The following is a 12,379-nucleotide window of genomic DNA, read 5'->3' as shown; positions in this document are numbered from 1 at the left end:
AACCGAAATTACGCTTTTCTTTAATTTTTGTTCTTTTTATTCTGGATAAATGACATCTCAACTAATTAAAAAAATAGTTACTGGAGATGAAATAAGAAATGCTTTTTTAGAATTTTACAGTGAAAAATTACATAAAATCATTCCAAGTGCATCTTTAATTCCAGATGATCCAACGGTTATGCTCACAATTGCTGGGATGCTACCTTTTAAACCAGTTTTTTTAGGTTTAAAAGAAAGACCATCAAAAAGGGCTACATCTAGCCAAAAGTGTATTAGAACAAACGATATAGAAAACGTTGGAGTTACAGCTAGACACCACACTTTTTTTGAAATGCTTGGTAATTTCTCTTTTGGAGATTATTTTAAACGAGAGGCTATTCAGTGGGCTTGGGAATTAGTTACTAATATTTATCAACTTTCTGCTGAAAATATAATTGTGAGCGTCTTTCACGAAGATGGAGAGTCTGCAAAAATTTGGAGAGATGAAATTGGTATTCATCCAGACAGGATAGTTAAACTAGGTGAGAAAGATAATTTTTGGTCTTCTGGAAAAACAGGTCCATGTGGACCTTGTTCAGAACTTTATTATGATTTTTATCCTGAAAAAGGTCTACAAGATATTGATTTAGAAGATGGAGATCGTTTCATTGAATTTTATAATCTTGTTTTTATGCAATATAATCGAGACCCTAATGGAAAATTGACAGATTTAAAATTTAAAAATATTGATACAGGAATGGGCCTTGAAAGGATGGCTCAAATATTGCAAAAAAAGCAAAATAATTATGAGACAGATTTAATTTTTCCTATCATCAAAAAAACTTGTGAGATTGCAAATATTGATTATTTTTCCTCAAATGATAAAAACAAAATTTCTTTAAAAATTATTGGAGATCATACACGAGCTGTTATTCATTTAATTTCTGATGGAGTAGCAGCAAGTAATCTCGGCAGGGGTTATATATTAAGAAGGCTTATCAGAAGAATGGTCAGACATGGGAGATTATTAGGCATAACAAATGAATTTTTACCGCATATTGCTAATGTTGGGATCAATTTAATGCAAAATAATTATCCTGATTTAAAAAGTAATAATGATTTAATTTTGAATGAGATAAAAATTGAAGAAGTACGGTTTAGGGAAACTCTTGAAAGGGGAGAAAAATTGCTAGATGAGTTAATTTCTTCAGGGCAGAAATTAATTTCTGGTTTTAAAGCTTTTGAACTTTATGATACTTATGGATTCCCTCTAGAACTTACTATAGAAATAGCTGAAGAAAATAGTATCAGTGTAGATGTAAAGGGTTTTGAGGAAGAAATGAATGCCCAAAAAGAGAGGGCGAAAGCTGCTTCAAGTAATATAGATTTGACATTAGAGGGATCCTTAGAGAGAGAAATAGATTTTTTTAATAAAACTGTTTTTAATGGTTATGATTCACTCACTTCGGAAGCTGAAATAAAGGGTATATTCTTGGATTCAACATTAGTCAAGCAAGCAAGTGAAGGTCAGAAAGTTTTAATTGTTCTTGATCAGACAACTTTTTATGGTGAAGCTGGCGGCCAAGTTGGTGATATTGGAACGATATTTTCAAAAGATGTAGAGGTCTTAGTTGATAATGTAATTCGAAAGAAAAATGTTTTTTTACATTATGGAACGATCAAAAAAGGAATATTAACTATTGGACAAAAAGTTAAGACTAATGTTAAATCCTCTAGTAGAGCTAGGGCTGCTGCAAATCATACAGCTACCCATTTATTGCAATCTGCTCTCAAATCAGTTGTTGATGAAAGTGTTGGACAAAAAGGTTCATTAGTAGCCTTTAATAAATTAAGATTTGATTTCAATTCTTCTCATGCTATTTCTAAAGATCAAATTTTTAAGATTGAGAGTCTAGTTAACTCTTGGATTATGGAAAATCATATCCTAGAGATTAAAAGTATGTCTAAGAGTGAGGCTTTAGAGAAGGGTGCAGTGGCCATGTTTGGAGAAAAATATGAAGATAATGTACGCGTTGTTAATGTACCAGGAGTTTCAATGGAACTTTGTGGAGGCACACATGTTAAAACTACATCTGAATTAGGTTCTTTCAAAATAATTAGTGAGGAAGGAATATCAGCTGGAGTAAGAAGAATAGAAGCATTATCAGGCCAGTCAGCATTCGACTATTTCAGTAATAGAAATGCTTTAGTAAATCAACTAAGTGATTTGTTAAGAGCAAATCCTAATCAACTTTTTGAAAGGGTTAATAATTTGCAAGTAGAGCTTATAAATAAAAATAAAGAGATACAAAAAATGAGAGATGAAATTGCATATTTTAAATATTCTTCTATAAAATCATCAGCAGAAATAGTGAAGTCTTTTTCAATTTTAGTAAATCAGATTGATGGTTTAGATGGAAATTCTTTGCAATCTGCAGCACTTAATTTAACTTCTCATTTAGGAAATAAATCAATAGTGATTCTTGGTGGTATACCAAATCCAGAAAACAGAAAGTTGCTATTTGTAGTTTCTTTAGGTGATGATGCGGTAAAAATAGGCTTGCATGCAGGTAAATTAATTAATGAGATTGCAAGAATTTGTTCGGGAGGTGGAGGAGGTAAGCCTAACTTTGCTCAAGCAGGCGCTAAAGATATTGATAAGTTAAATAGTGCTCTAGATTATGCTAAAGATAATTTGCAAAAAATATTAGAAAATTATTCTGATAAATAACTACTTTTTCTGAGACTCATTTCGATTTGATCAATTAATTTCCTTGCTTCTTCAATAGTTAATTTTTTTTGATCAATTGCTGATTCAGTATTAATTCTTATAGTTTCAACCAAAGAAGCTGAACTGTAATCCAATAATTGTAAAATTTCAGATTTACTGTCTTCTTTAATAATATTTTTGACCTTATAGGAATTATCTTGATTTATATCTATATGAACAACATTTGTATTGCCAAATAAATTGTGCAAGTTTCCTAATGCTTCTTGATAGGCTCCAGTCATAAAAATACCAATTAGATAATCTTTATCTTGCTCTGGCTTATGTAAATTGAGTAATGATTTCATTTTTCCATCATCAATAAAATTATTTAGTTTCCCATCTGAATCACAAGTTAAATCTGCAAAGTTGCCTTTGCAGAACGGCTCTTCTAAGTGCCTATGTATTGGTATTATTGGAAAAATTTGATTGATTGCCCAGCTATCGGGAATAGATTTAAAGATAGATAAATTTGCATAATAAGTTGATGCAAGAGTTTCTGTAATCTCAGATAAATCAGGATGATTTATTTCATCATTATTTAGGGTATTAGAAATTTCTTTAGCGCAAGCCCAGGTTAATTCTTCGGCATAAGCTCGTTCTGCTAAACTTAAAAACCCTAGTCTAAAGGAAACTAAGCAATCTTCTTTAAACTTTTTTGCATCATTCCATAGTTCAATAATTTGAGATAAATTTATTCTTTTATTTTTAAGTTTTTTTAATTCATAGAAAGTTTCAAGTAGATTAGAAATTATTAATGATTGATTTTTTTCATTATTAATTTTTAGTTTGGAGCTGACATGGCTTGTTCCTAAGACATTAAAAATTAAAACTGAACAATGACTAATTATTGCTCTTCCACTTTCTGAGATTATAGTTGGGTGCTTGATATTATTTAATTCACATGAATCTTTTATGGTTGCAATTACATCGTTAGCATAATTTTGAAGAGAATAATTAGTAGAGGTACTTGAGGAGGTTTTTGTTCCATCAAAATCTATCCCTAATCCTCCTCCTACGTCGATATATTGCATTGGGGCTCCAAGTTTGCATAGTTCGACATATATTTGACTAGCTTCTTGTAATGCATCTTTGATCACAGCAATATCACTTATTTGACTTCCTACATGAAAATGGAGCAATTTCATTTCGTTTATAAGATTTGCTTCTTTAAGTTCTTTTATTGTCGACATAATTTCTGGGATTGATAATCCAAATTTGGAATTATCCCCAATAGATTTGCCCCATCTACCACTACTTTTACTTGATAACTTTGCTCTAATTCCTATCAATGGAGTCGCGTTAAGCTCTTGAACTGCTTGAATAATTCTTTTTACCTCATCTCGTTGTTCAATAACTATTATTGGATTTTTGCCGAGTTTTCTGGCCAAAGTAGCAATTTCAATATATTTTTTATCTTTATATCCGTTGCATATCAATAATGAATTTTGGTTTTCAAGAAGTGCAAGGCCAATTAATAGCTCTGATTTACTTCCCACTTCTAAACCAAAATTCCATTGGCTACCAAACTCTATTATCTTTTCCAATACATTCTTTTGTTGATTACATTTGACAGGAAAAACTCCTTGATAAAAATTCTCATATTTGTAAGTTTTAATTGCTTTTAAAAAAGCATCATGTAGTGCATTTATTCGATCTTTCAAGATATCGTCAAATCTTATGATTAATGGAGGATTTACTTCTCTACTTTTTAATTCTTTGACAAGCTTGAAAAGATCAATCTTATTTTCAGATTTTATACCTTTATTTACTGATATATTTCCTTTGGAATTTATAGAAAAATATTTATCCCCCCATTTGTCTATTTTGTAAGTCGAAATACTATCTTCAATAGTCCAAATATTCTTTAATTTTTTCGGCTCAAAATTGGTCAATTTATGTCTTAGTGATTAATAAATGTTTTTGAAATTAACTCAAAACAATATCTTTTATTTTAATGATTACTTGCCAAGTTACCACCCAAAAGTTGAATATACATAGAGTGATTATTAATTAAATGACCAAAGAGAGAACGTTTATTGCAATCAAGCCAGACGGAGTTCAAAGAGGATATGTTGCTGAAATTATTGGCAGATTTGAAAAAAAAGGATTTAAGTTGGTTGGCTTAAAACAATTAATCCCATCAAAAGATCTTGCCCAAAATCACTATGGAGTACATAAAGAAAGACCTTTTTTTGGTGATTTAGTTGATTTTATTTCAAGTGGTCCAGTTGTTGCGATGGTTTGGGAAGGCGATGGAGTTATTTTGAGTGCTAGAAAATTAATTGGTGCAACAAAGCCTCTTGAAGCAGAGCCGGGAACAATAAGAGGCGATCTTGCTATTGATATTGGGAGGAATATAATTCATGGTTCTGATGGCGAAGAAACAGCAAAATTTGAAATTAATCTATGGTTTAACGAAGAGGAATTATGTAATTGGGAAACTTCTGATTCGAAATGGCGATCTGAAAATTAAAATTTAAATCTCAAATCTATCTAAACTAAATTTTTCTAAAAAGTTTTTTTCTATTTCTTTGAGACTTTTATTTTGAACTATTTTTAAAAGAAGATCACTTGTTATTGCGGAGAATAAAACTCCATTTCTGTAATGTCCTGTAGCTATAAAAAGGTTTTCAATTTTTGATTTTCCAATTATTGGTTTAAGATCTGGAGTGCAAGGTCTAAATCCCCACCAATGTTCCATTTGTGGCCAATTAATAGCTTCTGGTAATAAGGTATGAATACCTTCTTGTAGTTGTTTTATTCCATTAGGAGTATTACCCTTATTAAATTTTGCATCTTTTTCGACAGTCGCTCCAACAATAATCAGTCCATCATCACGAGGAACTAGATAAGTTTTTGGACCAAAAATAACTCTTTTCAAGAAATTTGTTGGACCTTGTATTGATAGCATTTGTCCCTTCATAGGAAAGACTGGAATCTTATTAAAAATTTTTTTACTCCAAGCACCACTGCATATAATTGCTTTTTCGCAGGTAATTTTTTTTAGTTCCCCAGTGGCACATAAAACTTTTGCACCAGTAATTTTGTTTTTTTCTAATATCAAATCCTTTACTTCTGATCCTTCTTGAAATTCAACTCCATGTAAGGAGCATGCTCTCTCAAGAGCACGCATCAGTCTTCTTCGGTTATCTATTTGACCATCTTGTTCAAAAAGTAAACCATGCTTCCAAATAGAATTTATTCCATTAATTTCTGTTTGAAGATCTTTGTGATTTAAATATTTTCCATAGTTATAAGTGGGAAACTTTTCAAGATCTTCTTTATTTTTAAAAGGTACTACTATGCCACATTTTTTTAAACCGCATTTTATGTTACTATCTTTTTCAATATTTTTTATCCACTTTGGAATTAGACTTTGACTTTCTTGGCCAAATTTTAGTAATTCATTTTCGAGCCCTTCGGCATGAGTAGCTAACATTCCTGCAGCAACAAATCCAGCTGATTCATTTCTGTTTTTGCTTAAAACTAAAACTTTGAAGTTATTTCTAGAAAATGCATAAGCAATAGATAAACCTATAAGTCCGCCGCCAATAATTAATATTGAATTTTTTGTTTCTTGTGTCATTTAAGAATTAATATTTTTATTTGTTTTTTGGTCCTCTTTTCCTTTATATCCAATAAAATTAATAAAGAGACTTTTGATAATGAACAATTTGGAATCTTGGGAAGCTGTGATTGGTTTGGAAACTCATGTACAGCTTAATACGAAAAGTAAAATATTCACATCTGCGTCAACAGCTTTTGGTGATGCACCTAATACTCATATAGATCCTGTAGTTTGTGGTTTACCAGGAACTCTCCCAGTTTTGAATGAGACTGTTCTTGAGTATGCTGTGAAAACTTCTTTAGCATTAAATTTAAATGTTGCAGAACATTGTAAATTTGATAGAAAACAATATTTTTATCCTGATCTGCCTAAAAATTATCAAATTTCACAATTTGATGAGCCACTAGCTGAAAACGGATGGTTAGAGGTTGAAATAATTGAAAAGAACAATGAACCCTATATCAAAAAAATTGGTATAGAAAGGTTACATATGGAAGAAGATGCCGGTAAACTAGTCCATTCAGGTAGTGATAGATTAGCTGGTTCTAAGTATTCTTTAGTTGATTACAATCGTGCGGGAATAGCACTTTGTGAGATTGTAAGTAAACCAGATATTAGATCAGGTAAAGAGGCATCTGAATATGCTTCAGAGATCAGAAGAACAGTTAGATATCTAGGCGTATCAGATGGAAATATGCAAGAGGGTTCATTGCGATGTGATGTCAATATTTCAGTTAGAAAAGGACCTAATGCTCCTTTCGGTACCAAAGTAGAAATAAAAAATATGAATTCATTTTCTGCAATTCAAAAGGCTTGTGATTATGAAATAGCAAGACAAATAGAAGTTTATGAAAATGGAGGAAAAATTTTCCAAGAAACAAGGTTATGGGATGAAGCTAAGCAACTAACAAAAAGTATGCGAATGAAAGAAGGCAGCAGTGACTATAGATATTTTCCTGATCCTGACTTAGGACCAATTGAAATCACAAAAGCCCAAAAAGAAATATGGTTAAAAGAACTTCCAGAATTACCTTCAAAGAAAAGAAATAAATATGTAAATGAATTTGGCTTATCTGCATATGATGCAAGGGTAATTTCTGATGAAATTAATATGGCTAACTTTTTTGAAGAAACAGTAGCTAATGGTGCTGATGCCAAACTAGCTTCAAATTGGGTAACAAGTGATATTGTGGGTTATTTAAAAGCAAATAAACTTAGTTTTAGTGACTTAAAACTTAGTCCTGAAAATCTTGCTGAAATGATTAGCATGATCTCAAATAAAACTATAAGTGGAAAAATTGCAAAGGAAATTTTACCCGAACTAATTCAAAAAAATATTTCTCCAAAAAAAGTTGTTGAAGAAAAAGGGTTGGCTATGATATCTGATTCTTCAAGTATTTTACCAATAATTGAAGAACTGATAACTGAACATCCAGATGAGGTTCAAGCATTTAGAAATGGTAAAACTAAATTACTTGGTTTTTTTGTTGGTCAATTAATGAAAAGAACAAAAGGCAAAGCTGACCCTAAACTTGCAAATAAACTTCTTGCAGAAAAATTGAATAGCTAAAGCTTTAGAGAAGCTCTTTTATTGTCTTGATCCATTTATTTTGTTCATCTGAATTATCTAAAATAATGTCTGAAAATTTTCTTTTTTCTTCAAAACTTAATTGAAGATTTATGGTTTCGTATGCTTCTTTTTCGCTCATTTTATCTCTTGTCATAAGTCTTTTTTTTTGTGTTTCTCTAGGACATTTAACTAACCATATTTCAGTACAAATATCTTCAAATTTTGCTTCAAATAATAATGGAATAACCAATACTAAAGTTTGAGTATTTTTGTAACGACTGCATTCTTCTATCATTTTTTCTTTAATTAATGGGTGAAGTAGTTTTTCAAGCCAATCTTTACTTTCTGAATGTTTAAAGATAATGTTTCTTAAAAGTTTTCTGTTTATTGCCCTTTCTGGATTGTTCTTATTATTAATAATTTTATTTCCAAAGTAGTCTAAAATTTTCTTATATCCATATGTATTTGGTTTGATTAATTCTCTTGATAAATTATCTGCATCTAAAATTGGAATCTTTTTATGTTTTCTAATGTAATTAGTTATGGTTGTTTTCCCACTGGCAATACCTCCTGTTAAACCAATTCTTCTTTGATTGTTTTTTGATTTTTGAAGAATATCCATATATTTAATAATAATCTAATTACCTGTTTCTTTAGTATTAAAGAATAGTTAGTATGAATTAAAATACCAAAAAGTTTGAGCCAGTTAGATTCCAATTGGTCTTTTGTTGATGACAGTAAGGGAACACCCAAGAGGTTTCTTTTCGCTGGGATATCAGCTGGATTAAAAGCTTCTAAAAAAAAAGATTTAGCACTAATACTCGCTCCAGAAGGCAGTATTTTTAGTGGGTTGTTCACCCAATCAATAGTTCGCGCTTCATGTGTGGATATTTGTGAAGAAAGAATTAAAAGAGCTTCGGGATTTGTACGAGCAATTCTAATTAATTCTGGTCAAGCAAATGCATGTACAGGAAATCTTGGACTTCATCATTTTCAAATTGCTACAGCAAAGATTGCGGAATTTTTAGGAATAAAGGAAGAAGAAGTTTTAATGTGCTCAACTGGTGTAATTGGTGTTCCTATACAAATAAATAATTTAGTAAAAAATTTACCAAATTTAGTTAGTGATTTAAAAGTTAATAATTTTCAAAATGCAGCAGAAGCAATTTTAACTACTGATTTGACTTTGAAAAAAATTTTAATAGAGACGACTATTCAAGGTAGAAAAATAAAAATTGCAGGATTCGCAAAAGGTTCAGGAATGATTTACCCCAATATGGCTACAATGCTTGCTTTTCTTACATGTGATGCGGGTATTGAAAAAGAAGTATGGGACAAGATGATTTCGATTGCCGTTAAAAAATCTTTTAATGCGATATCAGTTGATGGAGAAACAAGCACAAATGATTCATTTATTGCAATAAATGCAGGAGAGAAAATTGATAAAAGATTTTTTCCAATTATTCAAAAAGGGATTGATATTGTGTGTCAAAACTTAGCAAAAAATATTGCAAGAGATGGAGAGGGAGCCAATTGTCTATTAGAAGTTTTGGTTCAAGGAGCAAAAAATACTGAAGATGCAATTATGGTGGCTAAATTTGTTTGTAATTCTGCATTAGTAAAAACTGCGATCCATGGCTGTGATCCTAATTGGGGAAGAATTATTTCAGCTGCAGGTAATTCTGGAGTTGAATTCAATTTAAATGAAGTTGACTTGTATATTGGTAATGATCAGATATTAGAAAAGGGCAAGTTAAAACAATATGATTCGAATAAAGTCACTGAATATATTAGGTCCAAAATGAATGGTAAATATTTAGTTGATGATATTGTACAAATTATGATTAATCTAAATTCTGGCGAATCGAAAGGTACAGCCTGGGGATGCGATCTCTCTAAAAAGTACGTTGAAATAAATAGCGAATATACTACTTAAGTTTTAGTAAATCTGTTGGTATATATTCATTTGTATAAAGAAACAGGATTGTTAAAGTTCCAATTACAGAACCTATAAAACCTCCAAAAAAATTAACTAATAAACCTGATTGAGGGACTATTTTTTCTTCGTTTTTTTCTTCTTCTTCTTCAAAATTAGGAGAATCAACTACTTTTAAGCGCTGATTGGTTGTTGGTTGTTTAAGTTGTTGGTGTCGGATGAGGGCTTCGAAATCAGGCATGGAATTTGTGAGGCAATTGAACAATAAGCAGACCAGCCCGTCATTCGACGAGGATCTGATCTACCTAAATCGTCTACAGCTTCAAATACGGCATTTCCCGAGGCTTCCGCTTTATCAAATGCTGAAAGTAAGGGTATAAATGTATCAAAAACATATAAACCATAATTTTCTAGAGCTGTTTTGGCTTGTTGCGCTGCTTTTTGCTGTCTAAAATCAACTTTTACAATTACTACTGCATGGTTAACTTTTAAGTTACTTAATAAATTAGCTAGTTCAACAGTTAATTCTACTGACCTTGCTTTTGCAGTTGTAGGCAAGATAACTAAATCCGAACCATACGCTAAGTGTTTAAGTTCCTCTGTATCACTGCTAGCCTGGCCATCAGTTATTACAATTTCTGATGATCTTGATGCTTTAGCAGCTGAACTGACGGGAAAAACTGGAAATGGAAGATTGCCTCTAGATGCGTACGCTAATGCAGATCTATTCTTGTCGGCATCGACTATGCAAACTTTTTTACCTTCAGAATGCCATACACTTGCAAGGTGAATACTTGTGCAGGTCTTGGCCACCCCCCCTTTTTGTCCGCAAACGGTAATGAACAATTTTTTATTTTTATTTCTCTTACTTTGGAGAATAATTTCTTAATGTCAAGAGAAATTGATTTTTAATGCTTATAAAACTTATTTTTTGAAATATTTTAAAGAGGTTAGTATTTTTCGATAACCTTATAAAGTTCCTTATTTAAGTAGGCTAGTGAAGAAAAGAATTGGAATAGGTACTTGGTCTTGGGGAAATAAGCTGTTTTGGGATTACCAATCTACTAATGACGATGATTTACGTGAGACTTTTAATGAAGCATTACGAAGAGGTTTTGATCTAATTGATACTGCAGATTCTTATGGTACTGGGAATCTTCATGGTAGAAGTGAATTATTGATAGGCAAATTTTTACTAAATATTCCTTCAGCAAAGAAAAAAAGAATTCAAGTAGCAACCAAACTTGCACCTTATCCCTGGAGGATCGGTGAAAGAGGATTTAATAAACCTTTTTTAAAAAGTTTAGAAAGACTTAATAACAAATTAGATATAGTGCAATTACATTGGTCAACTGCAAAATATAATCCTTGGCAGGAATTAGGTCTTTTGAATAATCTTTGCGATTTAAAAGATCAAGGCTTTGATTTTCAAATCGGCTTATCAAACATAGGTCCTCAAAGGTTAAAACAATTAATTAAATTCTTGGCAAAAAGAGATCAGAGGCTAAAAAGCGTTCAGATACAGTTTTCTTTGCTTGCTCCCAATTTAGAAAAACAATATCAGGTAAAAAAAATATGCGAAGAAAATAATATTGATTTCTTTGCTTATAGTCCTTTGTCTTTTGGAATACTTTGTATTGATCCGGATAAAGAAGAAAAAAAAGAAAAAAGTTTTATTCGTAATGCATTATTTGAAAACTATAAAAAACCAACATATGCATTGCGGAAGTGTCTAAAAAGGATTGCGAATCAAAGATCAGTTTCCCAAGCTCAAGTAGCAATTAATTGGTGTTGTTATCAAGGAACTATTCCACTCGTTGGAATGCGAAAAAAATCTCAAGTTATAGATTTAGCGAACGTATTCAAGTGGAATTTAAATAAAAATGAATTTACAATTCTTCAGGAAGCTTCAAAAAATTGTCTTAAAAAAATGCCAAACAATCCTTTTTCGAGTATTTAATTAAATTTTTTAGGTAGGTATCTTCTTATTTTTTTTTATTTGATAACCACTATTCCATAGTTCAGTGGGAAATTTTTCGCCAGTGAATCTAATAACTTTTGGTTTGAGATTTATTATCAAGTCATTAAGTTTTTTATTAGATTCCATTTTGCAAGATTCGATTTTTTAATAAGATAAATTAATTTAAAACTTATCTTCTCAGTATTTATACTTATTAAATTAAAAAAATTCCTTTTAATACAAGCATTTGCAGCAATATTTACACACTAATAAATTATCTATTACAACTTTTAAGTTATTTAAAAAAGTGGAGTCCTTCCAGACTCCTCGTATCATTTGGTTGATAAGGCTGATATAACCCCATCTCCTTTAGGATCAAGCAGCAACTGGTGCTGTTTGACGGGAGAAACTAACGATTTTGTTAGCATTTGTGTTTTTGCTCTAACCGAGCCGGCTTCAGTCACCTTCCTTATGCCCCGTCGAAACCATTACAACCCCAAATAGTGGAGTTGAGCGGAATCGAACCGCTGTCCGAAACATCGGTTGAGATCACCTAGTCCAATTGGACATTTATATTCTGACAGGCAAAATGGTTA

The 12,379-nt window shown here is 31.3% G+C and carries 11 protein-coding genes and 1 other RNA gene; 5 read left to right on the top strand and 7 right to left on the bottom strand.

All coding sequences use genetic code 11. The features are described 5' to 3' along the window. Positions 1-49: 49 nt before the first annotated feature. A complete protein-coding gene (gene alaS / locus JJ842_05060) occupies positions 50-2,710 on the top strand; it encodes an alanine--tRNA ligase (protein MBO6971279.1) in 2,661 nt (886 codons plus the stop codon). On the opposite strand, the gene speA is transcribed toward alaS, so the two are convergent. Then, positions 2,695-4,641: a biosynthetic arginine decarboxylase gene (gene speA / locus JJ842_05055; GenBank protein MBO6971278.1), complete on the bottom strand. Its 1,947-nt coding sequence runs from the start codon at positions 4,639-4,641 to the stop codon at positions 2,695-2,697. The genes alaS and speA overlap by 16 nt on opposite strands. A gap of 122 nt (positions 4,642-4,763) precedes the next feature. On the opposite strand from speA, the gene ndk reads away from it, so the two are divergent. Beyond that, positions 4,764-5,222 carry a nucleoside-diphosphate kinase gene (ndk, locus tag JJ842_05050; protein MBO6971277.1) on the top strand — a complete coding sequence of 153 codons (459 nt, stop codon included), beginning with the start codon at positions 4,764-4,766 and terminating at the stop codon, positions 5,220-5,222. 3 nt (positions 5,223-5,225) lie between these two features. On the opposite strand, the gene thiO is transcribed toward ndk, so the two are convergent. Beyond that, on the bottom strand, positions 5,226-6,335 hold the full coding sequence (gene thiO, locus JJ842_05045; GenBank protein MBO6971276.1) for a glycine oxidase ThiO: 1,110 nt from the start codon (positions 6,333-6,335) through the stop codon (positions 5,226-5,228). A 79-nt stretch (positions 6,336-6,414) separates the two neighbouring features. Between thiO and gatB the strand changes: the two genes are divergently transcribed. Continuing rightward, positions 6,415-7,887 carry an Asp-tRNA(Asn)/Glu-tRNA(Gln) amidotransferase subunit GatB gene (gatB, locus tag JJ842_05040; GenBank protein ID MBO6971275.1) on the top strand — a complete coding sequence of 491 codons (1,473 nt, stop codon included), beginning with the start codon at positions 6,415-6,417 and terminating at the stop codon, positions 7,885-7,887. 4 nt (positions 7,888-7,891) lie between these two features. On the opposite strand, the gene JJ842_05035 is transcribed toward gatB, so the two are convergent. Continuing rightward, positions 7,892-8,509 (bottom strand): dephospho-CoA kinase, encoded by a 618-nt coding sequence (locus JJ842_05035; GenBank protein ID MBO6971274.1) that lies wholly within the window; start codon positions 8,507-8,509, stop codon positions 7,892-7,894. Positions 8,510-8,584: 75 nt separating this feature from the next. On the opposite strand from JJ842_05035, the gene argJ reads away from it, so the two are divergent. Continuing rightward, positions 8,585-9,823, top strand: a complete 1,239-nt coding sequence (gene argJ, locus JJ842_05030) for a bifunctional glutamate N-acetyltransferase/amino-acid acetyltransferase ArgJ (GenBank protein ID MBO6971273.1) — start codon at positions 8,585-8,587, stop codon at positions 9,821-9,823. Here argJ and JJ842_05025 read toward each other — a convergent pair. Both JJ842_05025 and JJ842_05020 read right to left on the bottom strand, forming a co-directional pair. Continuing rightward, positions 9,816-10,064 carry a hypothetical protein gene (locus JJ842_05025; protein ID MBO6971272.1) on the bottom strand — a complete coding sequence of 83 codons (249 nt, stop codon included), beginning with the start codon at positions 10,062-10,064 and terminating at the stop codon, positions 9,816-9,818. The two genes, argJ and JJ842_05025, sit on opposite strands and share 8 nt — an antisense overlap. Beyond that, positions 9,998-10,669 carry an AAA family ATPase gene (locus JJ842_05020; protein ID MBO6971271.1) on the bottom strand — a complete coding sequence of 224 codons (672 nt, stop codon included), beginning with the start codon at positions 10,667-10,669 and terminating at the stop codon, positions 9,998-10,000. The genes JJ842_05025 and JJ842_05020 overlap by 67 nt, the downstream gene beginning before the upstream one ends. Before the next feature lie 151 nt (positions 10,670-10,820). Between JJ842_05020 and JJ842_05015 the strand changes: the two genes are divergently transcribed. Next, positions 10,821-11,783 carry an aldo/keto reductase gene (locus tag JJ842_05015; protein ID MBO6971270.1) on the top strand — a complete coding sequence of 321 codons (963 nt, stop codon included), beginning with the start codon at positions 10,821-10,823 and terminating at the stop codon, positions 11,781-11,783. Between the two features lie 9 nt (positions 11,784-11,792). On the opposite strand, the gene JJ842_05010 is transcribed toward JJ842_05015, so the two are convergent. Beyond that, positions 11,793-11,930 carry a hypothetical protein gene (locus JJ842_05010; protein MBO6971269.1) on the bottom strand — a complete coding sequence of 46 codons (138 nt, stop codon included), beginning with the start codon at positions 11,928-11,930 and terminating at the stop codon, positions 11,793-11,795. A 163-nt stretch (positions 11,931-12,093) separates the two neighbouring features. Continuing rightward, positions 12,094-12,367: a transfer-messenger RNA gene (gene ssrA / locus JJ842_05005) on the bottom strand. Between the last annotated feature and the right edge of the window lie 12 nt (positions 12,368-12,379).

Origin of the sequence: Prochlorococcus marinus CUG1433 (assembly GCA_017644425.1) — a bacterium.
Lineage (GTDB): Bacteria > Cyanobacteriota > Cyanobacteriia > PCC-6307 > Cyanobiaceae > Prochlorococcus_A > Prochlorococcus_A marinus_U.
Note: the sequence above shows the minus strand (reverse complement) of the source record. Positions and strands in the feature narration are given on the sequence as shown.